Below are 19,059 nucleotides of genomic sequence, written 5' to 3'. Positions count from 1 at the left end.
GGACATTAGCCTGTTCAACGTCCGCTTTGTGCTGTGAGTTCAACTGATGGACGCAACACACTTATTGAACCGTTCTGCGGGTGATTCATAGTCTAGCGTTTTTCTCGGTCTTTCGTTGAGCTGTCTGGCAACGCTGTTTAGTCTCTGCTGACTGTGAACCGATAAGTCAGTTCCCTTTGGAAAATATTGTCTTAGCAACCTGTTCGTATTTTCATTTGAGCCACGTTGCCAGGGAGATTGAGGATCACAGAAGTAAATCTGGATGTCTGTTGCTACAGTAAACCGGGTGTGGCTGGTCATTTCAGCTCCCCGATCCCAGGTTAATGTTTTATATAGCTCAACAGGTAATTCCCGGGCTTGTCTGATGAGTGCAGATATAACCGTTATGGTCTTGTTGTCCCTGATTTTGGCTAACATAACAAAGCGGGAATGGCGTTCTACGAGGGTGATAATATAGGAGTTTTTCGAGCCCTGGATCAGATCACCTTCCCAGTGACCAGGGATGGCTCTGTCTGAGGCTTCCGGTGGCCTTTCGCTGATAGGTATCGCATTCGGGATTTTCCCTAACCCTTTCCCTTTAAGTGATGACGTTCGGGATCTACGAACCGCTCTTCCGCTTCTGAGGCATTGCTGCAGCTCTTTTTTTAATGCCCCCCGGGTTTGTATAAAAAGCGTTTTATAAATCGTTTCGTGTGACACATGCATTTCCTGATTATCCGGATAACAGCGTTTCAGCCAACCGGCGATCTGTTCCGGCGACCAGTCCTGATGCATCTTCTCTGCAATGATTTTACACAATGTGGGGCTTTCAATTAGCTTGCAAGGTTTTGGTCTCAGAGCATTTTCCCACGCAGCAGTATCGGCTTTTGCTGCACGGTATTGCTTGGCACCTCCGTGCCTCCTGACCTCGCGGCTAATCGTTGAGGGTGCTCTTGATAAGTTGGCAGCAATGTCCCTGATACTGAGTTTTGCTACCAGTCCTCTGGAGATCTCCTCTCTTTCATCAAGCGTAAGCGCTAATCGATGCCGCTTTCGAACGGGAGGACGGTAGCCCCCTGTCTGGTGGATTGTGGGCATGATGGAAGAATGAAATCTGTCGAACATTCTGGCGATATCATGCAGAGAATCACCTTGCTTATATCTGTCCCAGATAATCGCCTTCTGCTCTGGCGTGTAGTTAATCCGAGTTCTTCGTTTCATGACAACGTCCCCCCTTGATTAAGGATAGCGTTGCATCGAGCCATTGAACTCACAGCCAGAAGCGGACATTTTTGCTAAAGGTGATGAGTTACTGGGTCAGGCTGTGCAGAGTAAAAGCAATGAGCAACAGCCCGCCGGCAATGTTGACGTATTTTTTGAGCATTAATGGATTTGTTTTTTTTACTGAAAATATAAGTGTCTGACTGACAGCGACAAGCCAAACGCTCATGACCACGACATGTACTGTTGCCAATGTCAGATAGTTGTAGACGCCCCCCTGTATCCCTGCGAACTGCGAAACGACTGTCAGATAAAAAATAATGGCTTTAGGATTCAAAATATTAGCTATCCAAGCCTCTCTTAAAGTCACCGAATGTTTCGTAACAGCAAGCCCGCTGGCATTTGACCTTATCCCGCTGCGGATGAGCATTGCTCCTAACCAGAGCAGATAGGCGGTTCCGAAAACTTTCAACACCGCAAAAGTTGCTGGAGACGAGATGATCACAGCGGTTATACTTAGCCCTATGAGAACCGCATGTGTGTATATACCCAAGGCTGTTCCGGCAAGCGTTCTGAATAGTCCTTTGTAACCGCCTGCCAGAGCTCCATTCATAACAAGAGTGAAGCTTGCTCCGGGGGACAGTGCAACAGGGAGTAGTGCTGGCATAAAGCCATAAAGGTTTATTTCCATAGGTTTTGGATATTAATTGATGCTCTACTTGATTTCCATAAAGGCGCTTCGCCAGAAAGTGATATTTAAAGCAATTGGAATATATAAATCTTTGCCAAAAAAGTCCGCTCTTCGCTCATAGCAGACTGAAAATGTTACTGTAGACAGCTACGTGCCAGAAGCGGAAATTTCACATGAACTCTTATGCTAGTTTAATTAGGTTCTGACAATGCAAATCTGGAAGAGTAAGGAGCCCATTAGTGGAAGCATTCACAGTACGACGCATAATTGAAAGCGATCTGGACGATTTCAGGAAATTGAGGCTGGAGGCTTTGCGCCTTCATCCAGAAGCCTTTGGCGCGTCCTACGGCGAATGCAGTCAGAAGCCAATGCAGTTCTTTGCCGAACAGCTGCTGACAAGTCATGTTTTCGGTGGTTTTGATGCTAACAACTCCTTACAGGGCATGATTGGGGTTAGCAGCCACTCGTTACTAAAGTTGAGTCATGTGGCGAATATCTGGGGAATGTATGTTCGCGCCGGTAATAGAGGTTCTGGGCTTTCATCAAAATTAATGGATGCGGCGCTGGAAGCCGCCAGTTCAGCAAAAACCGTGAAACTGTCAGTGGTTACAACTAACCGGGCCGCGTATGCGCTTTATCGTTCCTTCGGGTTCAAAAAGTGGGCGACTGATGCCGATGCGCTATGCGTTGATGGAGTGTTTCATGACGAATTCCTGATGAGACGAGATACATAGGCTGATTCATAATCGGGATAGGATGTTTAATGTGAAAAAATCCAGCCCCAATTAGTCAATGTCCGCTGTTCGCTCATAGCAGACAAAGAGGCGGTGTTAGCGTCCGCTTTGTGCCAGAAGCGGACCTTGTTACCCACCCGTTAGATTAAACGTTTTCAGTAATACTTTTAGCTGTGTATTGCTCCCATTGGTCATTGCGTAATCCATTTTTTCAAGGGCCTGAGCTAAATAAACCGGATGCATTTTTTGCCGGTGTGTGTTAAGTAATTAAAAAGCCTGTATAAACGGAACGGTAAAGATGCATATTGATGAAATTCCTGCTTATTTATTGCAACACGACCGTTTTTATCTGACGGCTCCAGACCTGAGTCGCTCAGAAGAAATGCAAGGTAAACTCAATGAATTCAGTTCGTTTCACCATGAGTTTCTGCTCTGGTCTCCTGGCTTTCATTCGTTTTCTTCAGTCAGGGGTAATATGCTGGATGCAGCAGATAATTTCCTGAATGATAAAGAAGAGTATAAGTTTTTAATTATTGATCGTAGGTCAGATGAGCTACTAGGTTGTATAAGCTTATTCATAAGGAATCGAGCTATTCCTTATTTCGAGATCGGCTACTGGCTAGCCACGGATGCGATGGGCAAAGGCATAATGCCTGAAGCATGCAAGCTGGCTACAAAAATAGCCTCGGACTTTTTTAACGCTAAAAGAATAGAAATTCGTACTGCCAGACGTAACGTACGCAGTCAGTCTGTTGCATTAAAATGTGGGTTCAAACCAGAAGCCATATTAGCTTCTGATCGACTGGACAGCGCGGGAGTGATTGACGATACCTTCATTTATAAATACAGCCGCTGATCATACCGTGGCCTGAAGCTACAACGTCCGCTCTTTAGTACAGGCGGATATTCAACAATAACGGTCCGCTCTGTGCCATAAGCGGACGTAACGTACGGCTAGTTCTAGATATCTTGGGGCCGACATCTCAGCGCGGATTTCCGCTGTTGGTTACCCTGAACGTAAGAGAAAGGACTCGGCTACTAACGATCCCATTGTTACGCGGGTTGCGGCCATTTCGGTTTGTCCACTATGGCTTTTCGTTTGTTTCGAGTGTTGCTTGTTTCGTTTGTTTCGATTACTATTATGGGGTTGACGCATTCGTCAGTTTCAAAATTGTCACGAAACTGAACACGCGAAAAATCAGAAACCGAAATTAACGAAATTTGAAATTGGAAAAAAATCATGACTAGCTCAATTCTGGACAATGTAAGCCTTCCGGCTCAGAAGGAAATTGAGGTTGCGTTACGTGGACAAAGAGAACTGGCAACCTTTCTCACCACAAAGTTAGAAACGCAAAAAATATCGATTCACGATGCAAACGGCGAAAAACATCAGATCGAATTGCCAACCTCAGCACTGAGATTGCTAATGAACATCTTGGGTGAACTCGCTGAAGGGAACGCGGTTCAAGTTGTCCCCGTGCACGCTGAATTAACTACGCAGGAAGCCGCCAACATTCTGAATGTTTCACGCCCTCACATTGTGAAGATTTTAGAAGAAGGAAAGCTTCCACATCATAAAACAGGCCGTCACCGCCGGGTTCTTTTTGCTGATTTGATGCGCTATAAAGCTCAGCGTGAAACTGAGAGCAATGAAGCAATGCAAGAACTGGTTGATTTGAGCCAGGAACTTGGTTTTTATTAATGAATCATTCGCCTTACCCAGTCGTACTTGATGCCTGTGTCATTTATCCCAACATGCTCCGCGATCTGCTTATGGAGGTTGGGATGTCTGGTCTGTATCAACCCAAATGGACTGCCACCATTCATGATGAATGGCAAAGAAATTTGGTTGAAAACTTACCGGATTTAAAGCGTGAACAATTGAAGCGCGTAGAAGATCTGATGAACGAAGCCCTACCTGATGCGCTTGTAACGGGCTTTGAAAATCTTATGGAAGGGGTTTCACTCCCAGATCCTGACGATCGCCATATTGTAGCTGCAGCGATAAGATCCGATTCAGAGGTGATTGTAACCTTCAATCTTAAAGATTTTCCAAGGGAAAGCCTGGCTGAGTTTGATATTGAAGCAATTCATCCTGATGAGTTTATCGCTGACTTGCTGGATTTAAATCAAGCCCTAGTTCTACAGGCTGTCCAAAGGCAGCGAGACCGGCTAAAGAACCCCCCAAAATCAGTAGATGAATATTTTGACATACTACTGAAGCTAGGCTTGCCGATGACGGTTAAGGCTTTAACTGGTTATAAATTAATGATTTAGGGAATTTTTCGTCAGCAAGGGTGGGAAGGGTATTTCCAATTTCTAAATAAGAACCCCGCATACTGGCGGGGCTAAAATATTCAGTAGTTTGCGGATGCAGCTTTGCGAAGCGTAGAGAACTTTAACCAGTTTTTAGTCAAATCACATCAGATTTTTTTGTATGATGACCCATATTAACCAAAGTTTTTATACTTATAAATTGAAACCAAGTTGTCGCCCTGAGGGGCTATAGGTCTGTTGATACCGAAGTTGTCGCGTACAAATTCGGGCTTAATCATTGCATCTTCCAACACAGCTTCCCAAGAATGATCATCAAGCATACTGATAGCTTGTTGCATCATCCCTGGAGAGTCACCGGTGATGCGATCGTCCCCTTTCTCTGTAGATACAAATCCCTTAGAGTTGAGATGAATAAAGCCCGTCCTCATTTTTTCAGGGGTTATTAATCCTAACAAACAGGCGCGATATAGGGACATACGCAAGCTTATTTTCCAACGCACTTTGAAATCCTCCAGAGCGTTCCAATCCAAATGAGACCCCCGCATTTTGGGAAACTCATTAATAAATGAAACCCTTGGAATCATGAAAGCACTTGAAAAATGGTCCGCTTGGTTCTCGGTTACTTTATCGCCAGTAATTACCCCCTCATGTAGAACTAAGTGGCCTAACTCATGCCCTATATCTGAACGGTAACGACAAATGCTCTTTTTGGCGTTGTTGCGAATTATGATTGGACGAACATTGTTAACGGTAAAAGCATCAATTCTGTCATCAACATCTGAAACATGAGCAATTACAATACCTATGCCTTCGACGAAATTAGACATTGAGTTAATGGGGCCTAAGCCCAGCTCCCAATAACGTCGACACTCTTCAGCGATGCGTTCTATATCAGATGGCGATTGCGACGGCAACTCTGAGACATCCGGTAAATCTAGAACAGGAAACTCTACCTCAACCTCTAACCTGCGAATAAATTCATCCAGTATCTCCGCCCTAGCCATGACAGTATTCGCCAATGTCTGAGTTCTTGAGCGTTTACTGCGAAAATGACAATGCTCTCCATCCAGAGGATGGGGGCGAGGCGTAAAGAAAAATGATTCGTATACGCCCAAAACCTTAGCAAGTTGCGACAACATGGCATCCGCAGGCGGATAGCCCCTTTCAAGTTTCGAAATAAATTGCTTGGTAACACCGAGAGCGTTAGCCACATCCTCTCCAGACATACCTTTAGCTAACCTCGCTAATTTCACGCGGTCACCCCGGTACTGAGTGAGAGAATCAAAGAGTTGCATTTTTACCACTTTGGTCTCTGTCGTCTTTTTTGCTTCTGCGCTTGAGTTTAGTAGGGGGTATTTCATTAGGCGCTGGAAGCTGATTAATTTTATCTGGATTTAGACCTTCAGGTGCTGAAGAAATAGGCATAATTACTTTAGATATATGCTCATAAAGACTAACCTTGCGGCCCGTTTCATCCAAGCCAACCATGGTAATTATCCAAGTAGGAGGTGCATCTTTGTCCGTAACATCATCGATAAACCTTTCAGCATAAACGCGCCAAATTAAACTATTACTGGTATCTTCCTCATCGAAAATGGATATTTGGCGCTGTTCTTTCTCATTGCGGAGAAGGCGGTGGGTAATCCCCCCGAAAAACCGGTGTGTTCATAAGTAGAATTTTCTCGTAACCTGAACCGGGGAGATCTCTATGAAAAAATCACGTTTCACTGACAGCCAGATCATGTCCATCCTGAAGCAAGCCGAGGCAGGAACGCCGGTGGCCGAACTGTGCCGCGAGCATGGCATGAGCAACGCCAGTTTCTATAAGTGGCGTTCACGCTTTGGCGGGATGGATGCTTCCATGATGACCCGCCTCAAAGAACTGGAAGAGGAAAACCGTCGCCTCAAAAAAATGTATGCTGAAGAGCGTCTCAAGGCCGAAATTATTCAGGAAGCCATGGCAAAAAAGTGGTGAAGCCATCGCGTCGAAAGCAGATGGCGCAAGAAGCCGTCAGGAGCCGAAACGTCAGCGTGCGTTTTGCCTGCCGGCTGTTTGTTGTCAGCGAAAGTTGCTATCGCTACCAGCCGCAACGAAATGAAGAAAATGACGTCATCGCCGACTGGCTGCTCCGTATCACTGACAGTCAGCGTAACTGGGGATTTGGCCTGTGTTTTCTGTATCTGCGTAACGTAAAAGGTTTCCAGTTTAACCATAAAAGGGTGTACCGGATTTATTGCGGGTTGTCGCTTAACATGCGGATCAAGCCGAAAAAACGACTGAAACGGGATAAACCTGAGCCACTGATGGTGCCTGAAAGTGGCAACGAATGCTGGTCGATGGATTTCATGCATGATCAGCTATCGGATGGACGTTCTGTTCGTTTACTGAATGTTATCGATGACTTTAATCGGGAAGCGCTGGCGATTGAGGTGGATTTTTCCCTGCCAGCGAGTCGGGTGGTCAGAACGCTGGAGCAGCTCATTGAATGGAAGGGAAAACCAGCAGCTATCCGGTGCGATAACGGGCCAGAATATACAGGCAGGATACTGATGTCATGGGCGGCCCGACAGAATATAACCCTGCGTTTTATTCAGCCCGGTAAACCTCAGCAGAACGCTTATATTGAGCGATATAATCGTACAGTACGCTATGACTGGCTAGGGCAGTACCTGTTTTCCTCGCTGGATGAATTGCAGGACTATGCCACACGCTGGCAATGGTTTTATAATCACGAGCGTCCGAATATGGCATTGAATGGCTACACGCCGATGCAGCATATTCAACGCATGACCTGATTCTACTTATCACCTCCGTTAAAAATGGGAGGATTACCCTGAGCTGGAACATTATTGAAAAAGTAAAGGCTCATAATTTTTTGTTCCTTTCATATTCTATTTCAATGAGCCCTTTAATATAATCCTCATCTACATCATCATCTTCTGATATTATTCTTTCAACCCTATCTATTATTTTTGCAATCAATCTTGGTGTTGGTTTTTTGTCAGAGCAGAATTTTTTAACTAATATAGAAATTGAAACTGCTTCATCAAGTACAATAAAGTCTTTTTGATTTGCTATCTCTTCTTCAGATGGCTTTCTAACATCCATGTAGTTGTTTTTATTCAGGAATTCTAAACCTTCAATAATATTAGGTATTGAGGGATTATCTTTATCATTGTTTAAAACTAAGTGACTTTCTAAGAAAGATCTAGCCATCATAGTGTACAGAGCGTTCCTGAAACCCGCTCTCTTAACAAGTCGCATTGCAAAACAAATAACAAAAGGAAATTCAAGGCCTTTCGCGTTATTTATATTAGAGATGAAAAGCTTACCTTCTTGCTTGGATTTTGTTTCATGTGAAATATTTGATTCCCAGCCAAATTGTTTTTTTACTTTGGATTCCAATGAGTGAATGTGATCATAGATATAATTACTAGTATCAAGAAAAATGACTGCTATATCACCTGCCTCTAAAGAGGGGTTACGGGTTTGAATACTTTTTATAATGTCTATAATTTTATCTGGGCCATTATCCGTACCCTCTAATAAATGAAGGTCAGTGCTTTTATGATCTTTAGGGATGTCTTCAAATCGCCTTAAAAGATCCCTTGATAATTGAACCCTATCCCCGGTTTGATTATATTTATATCCACATGAGTCCCATTCAGGTTCCTTTAACCATCTCATAACTGGATTTTCGAAAAGGCCCATGCCTAATGCATGTGAAAACATAAGGTTCTTAGGGTCTGTACGATAGCATTTTTTAAGGACTATATCTGCACGATTAACGTTATCGCTAATAGGCATAAATATGTTTTGAAAAACGTCTCCTGCTACATATACTTTTTTAGAAGTAACCATTTCACAAAGATCAATAAAGCTTTGTGGGAAATCCTGGCTTTCGTCTACAAAAACGTAGTCAAGAGCTTTCTTATCCGAACGGCCACTACTCTCAATATCTTTGATGGCTTTTTTACATAAACTATCAAAATCACCATTACCAAACCCGCCGAATGGGATTTCGTAGAAGAAACAAATGTATCTGTACATGCCAGAAAAAGGATCTCTACTTTGTCCCCATGAATTGAAACAAAAAAGCTTGCTGCCCCATTCAATCTGTTTCTCGACTCGCATAAAGTCAAAAAACTCTGGGATTCTGGATCTCATTGTGGAAGCCAGGATTTTGTTATGACAGGTAAAAGCAATTTTAGAATCTGTGTTTTTAGAATAAATTTCTTTTAATTTGTGCAAAAGAAGTTCAGTTTTTCCTGAACCAGCCAGACCTTGTATGACAGTTTTTTTTCCGTACCCACTTTGGAAAACGAAACTAGTCTGGTCGGTATCAAATAAAATTATTTTAGATTTAATTGTATCTAATAAATTATTTGCCTCAAGGTTAATTCGTGAGGTGTCATTGATACTACCAACAATCAACGAAATTATTAAGTCGATGATTCTGCTTTCTTTGATTTCAACTTCAAGTTCACTGAAGTCGATGTCATCACGAGGAAGAGCATCAAACAGACCTTGCCAGGATTTTTTCCTTCCTATTTTTTCCCTGTATTTGAATTTTTCCGCTAAAAAAGAGACATCTTCCAGAAAATCTTCCTGATACTCTTCAAAAAGTTTTTCGTCGTCTCCCAAATCTACAAAAAAGGGTTTTATGCCAGACGAAAATACTGCGATAGCCTGATCGTAATCATATTTTACGTCCTCATTAGATAGCGGTCGGCAAAGAATATACGTCTGTTTTTTATATTGTTCCGCATAGTCGTTTATGAGCTTATCAACCCCAGAGCTTTGAGCGAGCTCTAGCGCATCCTGTGAGTAAAAGCAGTAACTAGACATAAAATTCCTTTTAACATTTGTTGTATTTGCAGTGTAAATACAAATATGTATTTACGTTGTGTGTACTTCTGATTAGTTATCTTATAAAATACTACTCTTTAGAAAACAAAAATTCACGCTGCAAAATTGATTAGGGGAAGAGGTGTGCCGATAAATTTCAGTCCAAAAGTTGGTGAAATCCTGGAATGTAATTTCGGGAGTTATCCTCTGGGAGCAGATGGAAAACCGGTGACTACCTTTTGGGATGGCCACCTGCCACCGGAAATGGTCAAGAACCGCTTGGTTGTTGTTCTGAACGGTAAGATAAACGGAAATGCCTGCATCATCGTTCCACTCTCTTCAACATGCGATCGGGATAAGCTGCAGCGGGGTATGCACGTAGAGATTGGGGAAGCCGTGATTGAGGAATGCCGCTTCTTCTCTCAGCGTACCCGGTGGGCTAAAGCGGACCTCGTTCAGCAGGTCAGCCGTTACCGGCTCAACCGCGCCAGAACGGACAGAGGCTATCTGAACCAGTGTCTTGCCCGGGAACTCGTTGCGGAGATTCAGAAAGCAGTCATCAAATCGATTAACGCATCCTGGATGCTTAAAGAGATGTCCTGAAGTTGACGGCAGCGTCAGTTTCAGGGATAATTATCCCGTAGCCCATAGAGGCCCTTAAGTTTTATCCCCTTTGAGGGACCTGCAAAACCCAGCCATCCAGCTGGGTTTTTGCCTTTCTGGCATCCGGCTAGCTGTTAGTCTCCTTCCTGCGGACGATTAGCGTCCTGATAAATGCTGCGGCAAAGTGCAGTGCCAGCTCTGCGTCATACTCCAGAACGCCGGAGTCTTTATTGCTTCCGTGCCTGACGGCTGGCTCTGCGTTGGCATAAGCGTAAAATTTTTCAACAACGTCTATGAGCAATCTTGAGACGCTACGGTCCTTCTTCATCATTTTCAGTGCATCTCCCAGCGTTGAAGCATCCGGGTAAAAGGTTTTGCATATGCTCTCGATTGCACTGATGGACTCTTTAATGGAATTTTCAGCATCCCGGTGCGAGCCTAGCGCGAAGGCACGGGCTTTGCGAAAGTGCATCCTCGCTGGCGCGAACTGATCTGCAAGCCTTTCCTCTGTACTCTTTACTTTCTCTTCAAGAAATGGCGGCAAAGGCAGTTCCAGCTGGCCAGACTCATTCATTTTCCAGTCGACATTATATTCTGAGAAAAGCTCATTCACTCTCTGGCGGTAAGCTGAAAAAGAATAGGACTCGTTTTTCCTGCTCTGCGAAAAGTTATCCTCATCATCTATATCAATTATCCTCTCGGCCACCGCTTCTACAGTATCGTAAAAACGGTACCAGGGTATGTTCATCACCAGGTTACGAAGGACTTCCATCGCAGGGGTATTATTCAGGTAATAGTCATCAGGTTCCTCATCGTCCATAACGAGTATTTCATTAATGAGGTCATACACAGGAACAGGTTTATTTTCCGGTATTAATGACATGGCATCATAGACGAGCCTTTCCAAGATTTTTTTAAAATACAGCTTTCTTACCCATTTAGGTGCGTCATCCCGGAATGTCTTATTTATGAACTCCGGATCATATCCATGACGGTGTGAAAATTTCATTCTGAATTCCTGTAGAGGTACCGGCTTCATAAGCAGGCGGCAAAGAAATTAACAGGGATTATGCCACTCAGTTCTCTGCAAATCCTGCGGGTTATTTCCGTTCTGACAGCCCGTCCGAACTTTATAAAATAAAGAGTGCCCCGATTTCACCCTCTCTGTCTGCGCTAAAGCCCGCTCTACCTGTTATCAGCTGACGGCATGGCTGTTTGGTGTCGGTCAGATCCGTTCTCAGAGCTGCAGCACTGGCTTGCCTTTACCAGTGAGGCTATCACAATCCAATTCGGTTTTTCAGGTAGAAAGCCGAATCATGTCTTCTGCCGGCTTTTGTCGCCTATCCTGGGTCTTTTGACATTACCGGACACTATATGGTGTATCCGCCAGCAGAAATACTGTCTGGATGGCGCCGGAACAGCATTCCCCACTTGCGGTTTTGTGTGCATTTCTGCATAAACAACCGAATCATAAAATCGCGCCGGGAGAATTACCGTGCGGGACTCCGCCGGCCCCCTGCCCTATCATGGATGACTTCATTCGCCACCGGGATACTCATGCTTACGCCGCCCCTGAAAAATGCGCAGACGACGCTACGTGAATTTTCGGCCCCGTCACCCCGCCAGACATCTCAGATTTCGCACAGCGCGATCACGCCATCGATTGATTACCGGCTGGCGCTCGCCGTGCGTCGTGAGCTGGCCAGCGACGACTCCCTGCCCCGCTACCTGCTGGCGCCGGAGGTGGTGGTGCTGCTCGGTGCCGTTCCGGACCTGCACCGCCGTATGCTGTTTGAGTTCATCTGGAACACCGGCGCGCGCATCAACGAGGCGCTGGCCGTCCGTCCGGACGACATCGTGCTGGACAGTGTCCGGCCTCACGTGCGCCTGGTGACACTGAAGCGCCAGCGCAACCCCAAGCCCGGCAAGCCGCCCGCCAGTGCACAGCGGCGGGTACCGTTGCTCGATGAAGGATTCGTGGCACGCCTGCGCGATCACCTGGTAACCTTCTGCCCTAACCGCCGCCGGCCGGTGTGGGAAGGGCGTGGCGGGAAGCCGGTCACTGACGACACTGCGCGAAACTGGCTCAGCGGTGCCGTAGCTGCCATCGCCCGCCAGGGGATTTCCCTGTCGCTGCCGGACCCGACGCCCCACACACTCAGACACAGCTACGCTATGCACCTGCTGTACTGCGGGATCATGCCTGCCGTGCTGCAGGGCTGGTTAGGTCACGCCGACTTTCGCAACACGCAGATTTATATCCGCGTAATGCACATGGAAGCGGCTGCGGCAGGCAGCCGTCATGTCAGCTTTGGTATGGATGCGGCGGAAGCTGCGGCGCTGCTTGGCCCCTGAATCCCATTAGTCCAATACGGCGTAAATACATTTCTGTCTTTACGTTGTATTTGCGTCGCTAATTTTTCTTCTGCAAATTGATACCGTTCTGTTCTCGTACTTTCTCTATACATAGCTGTCATCACAAAAACGACAGTGCATAAATGTCATATGAATACACTGTAAATACAAAATTGTATTTACAGTGTAACACTATTGACTTTACGCAGGTCGCAGGTTATAAAGATGATGTTGGCTTTACGATGTAAATACGATGGTGTATTTACGGTGTGTGCATATTTAAGGGGCGAGTATGATTGTTGTTTTTGGTTCACCAAAAGGCGGCGTGGGAAAGACCACACTGATCGGCAACCTGACGTCACTGCTGCTCTCCCGGGGCCGGAGTGTGGTGGTGCTTCGCGCGGATAAAAATGAGGAGCTGTCTGACTTCTTCTCCCGTCGGGAGGAGGCCGGGCTGCCCATCTGCCCGCTGCACTCAGCCTGGGGAGACATTTCTGGTGAGATGAGGCGCCTACAGAAAATGGCTGACGTCGTACTGGTCGACACTGCCGGTCATGACAGCATGGAGTTCCGCAGTGCGCTTACGGCTGCAGACGTACTGCTGTCGCCGGTTCGTCCGTCTTCACAGGTTGAAGTGGACAACATGAATAAGGTAAATGAGGTTGTCCGGTATGTGCAGGCGCATGAGAATCCGTCGCTGAAAGGGTATTTTCTCTTTAACCGCTGTAAACCCAAAGCCACTGACGCCATCGAACTTGCCCGGTCTCTCAGCGCCAGCCCCGATTATATTCCGGCACTTCGTACTTGGATCAACCAGCTTGATGTATTCGAGTCTGCCTTTAACCTGGGAGCCGGTGTGCATGACGTCAGCAGTGCAAGTAGCCTCAGTAAAGCCCGGGCACTCATCGAATTGATGGCTGAAGAAATCGGGCTGTAAAGCATTTGTAAATACAATGCATTGATGTATGCTTTACGTTCTTAGCCCGTGTGTTCCTAATACCGCATACTGATACGACCTATAGGACTGCCAGTCTGGGCCGGGCAATGCCGGACTTTCCGGCAATAAAAATTCACTATTTTTACGTTGTATTTATTTTGTATTTACGTTGTAAACTAAAGCGGAGAGATGTGATGGTTAAACTCAAGATCCCCTCGAAGGCTGCGGAGCCCGCAGTAGCGCCACAGGTGGCTGTTCAGCCTGAAGAACCCCGTCAGCCGGCGCAGGTGAAAGGCAGCACTGCGCGCTTTATCCGTCAGGGTGATAGCCGCCCGGTCAGGCGCACACTTCCTACTAACTTCCGTCTTCCTGCAGATATTATTGACATGCTGGAAGAGGAGGCACTTCAGACGGGGCAGAACAAAACGACCATTCTGAAGGCCGCCATCCTGGCCTACTGCACAAGCATGGATCAGAACGAAAAAAACCGCTGGCTGCTAGAGGCACCCCGATACTGAGAGCTGCATTATTAGTATGTATGGTAAGTGTAAATACGAATATGTATTTACGTTGCATGTACAAACCCGTATTTACAAAGTATTGCTTTCAGAGTGAGGATGTTCGTAAAGGAAAGGTCGATGAAGCGAATGATATCGTTAGTAGCCGGATTTTTCGGCCTGAAAGTACTCAGCGCGCCTGAAAGAAAAAGCGCTGCTGAATGGGGGTTCCTGCTGAGCACACTGTTTATCGTGCCGCTTTTTTTCATGCATGATGCCAGTGAGCTTGTCAAAATCGGCATGCAACTGCTGTGGGGCGCCTGCGTTTCGCGCGCAGCCTTCCTGGCTAACGGCGGCTGGAAGAAAAAAAATCCTGATCAATGAATGAATAGCGCAAATGTAATGATGAAATTCAAGAATTACTGACACAGATGCGTGCGCCGGGGATTGTATTCAAAACGTTTACCCAGTCAGCAGCTATGTTTAGGGGCCCGTCCGCAGGCGCCATTCGGCCTTTGATGGCTGGCTTCATCAGCTTTCGCGTAAGGACAGGGTTCTGCGCGGACGATACTTCCGCGGAAAGCGCCCGGATATACCCCTGATCATTGTGGATGAGTTATGGCAGCAGCTTTCCTGAGAATGCAGGGTATCAGGCAGACGTAAAGTATGCTGTGCCCTGCAGGCCCCATCTACATTACGCGTGCCACCGGTATATCACTCCAGCGCGTGGTCCACGCCGGTGAGAGCATGTCCCGCTTCATTTTCCATTCCGTATTCACGCCCTGACCGGCAAACCACACACTGCCGAGCCCGGATTGATTGATCCCGTCCAGAACCTTCATCAACTGTGCGCTATTCGCACGTGGCTTATCCTCATCGAACAGGTTGAGCTGACTGACGCCGTTCGGCGTAAAGTCATCGAGCATTATCCCGGCCTTCATGTAACGTCGTCCTTCAAGCCATATGCGGTCGAGCGAACGCATGGCCACCTCAATCACATCGCGCGTGTCCTGCGTCGGAATAGTGAGGCTCTCGCCGGCACTATTGCCATAAAATATCTCCCCCTGCGCATGCGGCGAGGTGCGGATAAAGACGCTGATACGTCGGCAGAACTGACGCTCTTTTCTGAGCTTCTCCGCGGCCCGGGTTGCATACTGACACAGCGCCTCCTGCATCAGCATCTTTGACGTAATTCTCTCGCCAAAAGAGCGGCTGCAGACAATCTGCTGTTTCGCCGGCACAAACTCTTCGAGTGGAATACAGGATTCACCGTTAAGTTCCCGTACAGTACGCTCCAGCACCACGCTGAAATTCTTACGGATAAGGGCAGGGTGAGCGCGTGACAGCTGCAGGGCGTTTTCAATGCCCATCAGATTAAGGCGCTTGCCGATGCGCCGGCCGACGCCCCATATTTCCTCCACGGGCTGGTTCGCCAGCAGGGTGGCGGTGCGCTTCGGATTACCCGGCGTCAGCGCTAATACACCGCGGAACTGCGGCCACTCCTTGCTGGCCCACTGTGCTGATTTGGCCAGGGTTTTTGTCGGCCCCATACCCACGCCGACGGTAAGGCCGGTCGTAGCCAGCACATGTACGCGCAAGCGCCGGCCAAAATGTTCAAAGTCTTCACAGAAATCAATGCCGGTCAGGTCCAAGAACATCTCGTCAATAGAATACTGTTCCACGCGAGGCGTTATCTCTTCCAGCGCGGTCATTACGCGTTGAGACATACAGTAAGTTAAGTGGAATGCAACATTGAGTGAGTAAACTTTAATCAGTGATAATGCTGCCAGAGGTGAACGCAATGCTGATTCCACCGGATGAACATTTCCTGTTACTGGCCGAGCGCTGGCTGAAACTGTTATCCAATCTGGGACGAGCGCAGGCTACGCTCACAGCCTACCGCAGTGCCCTCTACCATTATTTTGCGTTCTGCAGCCAGCGCAGGATCGAACCTCTAAAGGCCCGGTTTGAAGATCTGGCCGCTTACATCAGCCCTCAGCTACCCGGTATGCCTTTTCCCGCGGCCAGCGCCACGCTCCAGCTCCGCCTGTCTGCGATTCGCCTCTGGTATGACTTTCTGATGTATCTGGATCTCTGCACCGTCAATCCGCTTCCCCGCTCCGGCACGCCTGGCATGCCGAGTGCCGGCCGGGGGCTGGTTCCCCGCCTCGTGAAGCTGCCGCATATTCCTGACGATGCGCAGTGGCAGTCTTTTCTCTTTTATGCCGCCGCTTCACCGCTCCGTGACCGCCTGATGCTGGCATTAACCTACTACGGCGCGCTGCGGCGGTCTGAAGTCACCTCGCTGAGTATCGAAGACTTCGATTTCGCGCACCGTCTTATCCGTATCCGGGCAGAAACCACCAAGAGCCGGCGCGAACGGATAGTCTGTTACAGCCCGGCAGTAATGCCCGTGCTGGCAGCTCACCTCATGCAGATGAAGCGGACCGGAATTGCCAGAGGTGCCCTGTTCCGTTCCTGGTCCGATCGTAATCAGGGTGCGCCACTTACCATCTGGACCTGGAGTAAAACGGTACGGAAATGGGCGCTGGAATCCGGGATGCCGGATATCTCAACGCATACTTTCCGACACCTGCGGCTTACACACCTGGCCCGCGCAGGCTGGAAGCTGCACGAGCTTGCCACCTATGCGGGACACCGCGACCTGGCCACGACACAGATTTATATTCATCTTTCTGGCAGGGATCTTGCTGCCAGAATGGCAGGCGCGATAGAAACGGCAGACCTCAGGATGGCGAACCTCATTTTCTGCGCGGAGAAATAGCATGAGCCCACGCACATCGATTGAAAGCAGCTGGCGTCCCTTCGACATGACTGAATACCGGCTTGAGACGTCGCTGACCTCCGCTGAACGGACGGCGCTGGTCAGCTCCCACAGCCGGTCCGGTATATTACGGATGAAGCCTGCGCCGGACCTCATCAGGCCCCTGACGGACATTGCTGCCGGAAGCGGATGCGGCAGCAAAATCACCGGGCTGGTGATGGCCGGATTGCTGCGCGAAATGCATGCAGCCGGCATGCCCTGCTGGTGCTGGCCTCAGGCACGGTGGCAGACGCTCTGCCGGGAAGTCAGGGAGGGGCGTCCGTTAATGGCCGCCTTTGCCTGGCATCTGGCAGATTTGCATGACCCGCTCAGCCTGCCCGATATCCGCAAACCCGCGCTTTATGCCTCTGCCATTTTTGGTCAGACTTTTTATCATCAGGAGCTGCAACGGCTTACCGATACGCTGACGGCGCTGGGTTATGCCCCGGCCAGCCAGAAAAATCACATATCAGGCATACTCGCAACACTGATGATAGTAAACAGGGATCCACGGCTTGAGACATTTACGCCGGACCTGTTGTGGCAGGTCCAGTCCGGCATGGACGCAGGGACCTCCCGGTATGTCGGGCGGGTTTCACACGGGCTCGCCGCGCTGGGAATTATCAGCGCCCCGATGAGGATGCGAAACTACACAAAATGGTATGAAAAACCGGTGGAAGGAATCGATCCGGCCTGGGTACACTGGTGCCGGCGCTGGCGGGAAACGTCGGTGCTCAGGCCGCGCACCTGTGAAAGCCAGTACAGCTTTATTCTGCGCTGCGGCCTCTGGCTGACGAAGGAGCATCCGCAGGTTCGGGAACCGGCAGACTGGACGATGGAAACGTGCGCCAGCTTCATCGCGGCGGTAGGCCGGATGAAAGTGGATGAACTCCAGCTGGGCACAGAAAGGGGCACCCGCAAATCGGTGCGCTCCGGCGAACCCATGATGCCGCATTCCAGGGCGCATTTTATCTATTCACTGCGCCGTTTTATGATTGATTACGAAAACTGGGGCTGGGGGCGTCTGCGCTTCAGCCCTGCCCGCCATCTTTCCACACCGGATACGTCCCTGTTCCGTCGCGGCGTCAACCCCCGTGTTATTGACGATCCGGTCTGGCTGAAGCTCATCTGGGCCAGCCTGAATCTGCGTCAGGAAGACCTGCTCACTGAAATACATTATCCACTTGCCATGCTGCAGGCGATGGCCGTCATCTGGACCCATGCGGGGGTGAGGAAAAGTGAACTGCTCCGCCTGACCACCGGGTGCATTGCGCCGCAGGCGGACGATATTGTGAAGGAAGACGGCAGTATCATCCCGGCCGGAACGCTGTGCTACCTGCATATCCCTGCCGGAAAAACTTCAAAAGCCTTTATTAAACCCGTGGCGGCCGTGGTGAAAAAATACGTCGATCTCTGGCTGGATGAGCGCCCGGCAGAACAGGCTATGCTAGCCGACGAGCGGACCGGTGAGAAAGTCCGGTTTCTGTTTCAGTACCGCGGTAAGCCAGCCGGCGGTGACATTCTTAACCGTACGGTGATACCGATGCTTTGCACACGGGCGGGCGTGCCTTCAGAAGACAGCGGCGGAACGATAACCAGCCACCGGGGACGGGCATCAGCGGTAACCGCACTGGCCAGCGTACCGCAGGGCATGTCGCTGTACGAACTGATGCAGTGGACGGGGCATTCAACGCCTCAGTCCACCATGCATTATCTGCGTATTCGCCCGACGCAACTGGCCGCCTCGTTCGTCAAAGCAGACAGGGTCGCTCACATGATCAGCGTGCTGATTGATCACGATCCTGAAGCCGCCAGCCTGACCGGACCCGCTACATATTATGATTTAGGCGATTCGTACTGCACGAATCCCTTCTGGAGCAGCTGTCAGCACCGGATGGCCTGTATCGGCTGCGATTTCAACCTGCTGAAGGACAGCGCGCGCGGGCTGATGCTGGAAAGCAAAGCCTCCGTCAGACGTTACCTTGAAGAAGTTCCGCTCACACCTGATGAGAGAGCCATCGTGGAACAGGACGCAGAGAAAATAGAACAGGCTCTTGAAAGACTGCCCCTTAAACCCGAAGGGTGAAAAGGG

General features: G+C 48.6%; 18 protein-coding genes and 1 pseudogene. 12 read left to right on the top strand and 7 right to left on the bottom strand.

The window, feature by feature from the left end; translation table 11 throughout:
- Nucleotides 1-39: 39 nt before the first annotated feature.
- Nucleotides 40-1,200, bottom strand: a complete 1,161-nt coding sequence (locus J2125_RS24820) for an IS30 family transposase (RefSeq protein WP_034947353.1) — start codon at nt 1,198-1,200, stop codon at nt 40-42.
- 88 nt (nt 1,201-1,288) lie between these two features.
- Nucleotides 1,289-1,891 (bottom strand): LysE family translocator, encoded by a 603-nt coding sequence (locus J2125_RS24815; protein WP_209499587.1) that lies wholly within the window; start codon nt 1,889-1,891, stop codon nt 1,289-1,291.
- A gap of 239 nt (nt 1,892-2,130) precedes the next feature.
- Here J2125_RS24815 and J2125_RS24810 point away from each other — a divergent pair, with 239 nt between their 5' ends.
- The 4 genes from J2125_RS24810 (at nt 2,131) to J2125_RS24795 (ending at nt 4,902) form a co-directional block, all read left to right on the top strand.
- Complete coding sequence (locus tag J2125_RS24810; RefSeq protein WP_209499586.1) at nt 2,131-2,625, top strand: GNAT family N-acetyltransferase; 495 nt, start codon at nt 2,131-2,133, stop codon at nt 2,623-2,625.
- A gap of 298 nt (nt 2,626-2,923) precedes the next feature.
- Nucleotides 2,924-3,481: a GNAT family N-acetyltransferase gene (locus J2125_RS24805; RefSeq protein ID WP_209499585.1), complete on the top strand. Its 558-nt coding sequence runs from the start codon at nt 2,924-2,926 to the stop codon at nt 3,479-3,481.
- A gap of 384 nt (nt 3,482-3,865) precedes the next feature.
- Nucleotides 3,866-4,327: a helix-turn-helix domain-containing protein gene (locus J2125_RS24800; protein WP_017802664.1), complete on the top strand. Its 462-nt coding sequence runs from the start codon at nt 3,866-3,868 to the stop codon at nt 4,325-4,327.
- Complete coding sequence (locus J2125_RS24795) at nt 4,327-4,902, top strand: PIN domain-containing protein (protein ID WP_017802663.1); 576 nt, start codon at nt 4,327-4,329, stop codon at nt 4,900-4,902. Before J2125_RS24800 ends, J2125_RS24795 begins: the two co-directional genes overlap by 1 nt.
- A 173-nt stretch (nt 4,903-5,075) precedes the next feature.
- Here J2125_RS24795 and J2125_RS24790 read toward each other — a convergent pair whose 3' ends face one another.
- Both J2125_RS24790 and J2125_RS24785 read right to left on the bottom strand, forming a co-directional pair.
- Nucleotides 5,076-6,197 (bottom strand): helix-turn-helix domain-containing protein, encoded by a 1,122-nt coding sequence (locus J2125_RS24790; protein ID WP_026111916.1) that lies wholly within the window; start codon nt 6,195-6,197, stop codon nt 5,076-5,078.
- On the bottom strand, nt 6,184-6,390 hold the full coding sequence (locus J2125_RS24785; RefSeq protein ID WP_152601476.1) for a hypothetical protein: 207 nt from the start codon (nt 6,388-6,390) through the stop codon (nt 6,184-6,186). Before J2125_RS24785 ends, J2125_RS24790 begins: the two co-directional genes overlap by 14 nt.
- Nucleotides 6,391-6,610: 220 nt before the next feature.
- Here J2125_RS24785 and J2125_RS24780 point away from each other — a divergent pair.
- Nucleotides 6,611-7,698, top strand: a protein-coding gene (locus tag J2125_RS24780) for an IS3 family transposase (protein WP_085939535.1) whose coding sequence is annotated in 2 segments (ribosomal slippage) — nt 6,611-6,863 and nt 6,863-7,698 — 1,089 coding nt in all. Because the reading frame shifts where the segments join, the coding sequence is not laid out codon by codon here.
- Between the two features lie 70 nt (nt 7,699-7,768).
- Here the strand turns inward: J2125_RS24780 and J2125_RS24775 are convergent.
- On the bottom strand, nt 7,769-9,751 hold the full coding sequence (locus tag J2125_RS24775) for an STM2767 family DEAD/DEAH box helicase (protein WP_017802659.1): 1,983 nt from the start codon (nt 9,749-9,751) through the stop codon (nt 7,769-7,771).
- A 144-nt stretch (nt 9,752-9,895) separates the two neighbouring features.
- Between J2125_RS24775 and J2125_RS24770 the strand changes: the two genes are divergently transcribed.
- Nucleotides 9,896-10,354: a type II toxin-antitoxin system PemK/MazF family toxin gene (locus J2125_RS24770; RefSeq protein ID WP_026111914.1), complete on the top strand. Its 459-nt coding sequence runs from the start codon at nt 9,896-9,898 to the stop codon at nt 10,352-10,354.
- Between the two features lie 127 nt (nt 10,355-10,481).
- Here the strand turns inward: J2125_RS24770 and J2125_RS24765 are convergent, their stop codons facing one another.
- Nucleotides 10,482-11,363 (bottom strand): AbiJ-NTD4 domain-containing protein, encoded by an 882-nt coding sequence (locus J2125_RS24765; RefSeq protein WP_017802657.1) that lies wholly within the window; start codon nt 11,361-11,363, stop codon nt 10,482-10,484.
- A 548-nt stretch (nt 11,364-11,911) separates the two neighbouring features.
- Here J2125_RS24765 and J2125_RS24760 point away from each other — a divergent pair.
- The 4 genes from J2125_RS24760 to J2125_RS24745 all read left to right on the top strand — a co-directional run bounded on the left by J2125_RS24760 (nt 11,912) and on the right by J2125_RS24745 (nt 14,527).
- A complete protein-coding gene (locus tag J2125_RS24760; protein WP_017802656.1) occupies nt 11,912-12,709 on the top strand; it encodes a tyrosine-type recombinase/integrase in 798 nt (265 codons plus the stop codon).
- A 292-nt stretch (nt 12,710-13,001) separates the two neighbouring features.
- Nucleotides 13,002-13,646: a ParA family protein gene (locus tag J2125_RS24755; RefSeq protein WP_050680633.1), complete on the top strand. Its 645-nt coding sequence runs from the start codon at nt 13,002-13,004 to the stop codon at nt 13,644-13,646.
- A gap of 107 nt (nt 13,647-13,753) precedes the next feature.
- Nucleotides 13,754-14,164 (top strand): hypothetical protein, encoded by a 411-nt coding sequence (locus J2125_RS24750; RefSeq protein WP_017802654.1) that lies wholly within the window; start codon nt 13,754-13,756, stop codon nt 14,162-14,164.
- Nucleotides 14,165-14,263: 99 nt separating this feature from the next.
- On the top strand, nt 14,264-14,527 hold the full coding sequence (locus tag J2125_RS24745; protein WP_241764010.1) for a hypothetical protein: 264 nt from the start codon (nt 14,264-14,266) through the stop codon (nt 14,525-14,527).
- Nucleotides 14,528-14,832: 305 nt separating this feature from the next.
- Here J2125_RS24745 and umuC read toward each other — a convergent pair.
- Nucleotides 14,833-15,915 (bottom strand): annotated as a pseudogene (gene umuC, locus J2125_RS24740) (translesion error-prone DNA polymerase V subunit UmuC); the annotation flags it as partial.
- 29 nt (nt 15,916-15,944) lie between these two features.
- On the opposite strand from umuC, the gene J2125_RS24735 reads away from it, so the two are divergent.
- Both J2125_RS24735 and J2125_RS24730 read left to right on the top strand, forming a co-directional pair.
- Nucleotides 15,945-16,928, top strand: coding sequence for a tyrosine-type recombinase/integrase (locus J2125_RS24735; protein ID WP_017802651.1), 984 nt, complete (start codon nt 15,945-15,947; stop codon nt 16,926-16,928).
- A 1-nt stretch (nt 16,929) separates the two neighbouring features.
- Complete coding sequence (locus J2125_RS24730) at nt 16,930-19,053, top strand: tyrosine-type recombinase/integrase (protein WP_017802650.1); 2,124 nt, start codon at nt 16,930-16,932, stop codon at nt 19,051-19,053.
- The last annotated feature ends 6 nt before the right edge of the window (nt 19,054-19,059 follow it).

It is taken from the genome of Winslowiella toletana (genome assembly GCF_017875465.1).
In the GTDB taxonomy this organism is placed as follows: Bacteria; Pseudomonadota; Gammaproteobacteria; order Enterobacterales; family Enterobacteriaceae; genus Erwinia; species Erwinia toletana.
This window is presented reverse-complemented; position numbering and strand designations above follow the sequence as displayed.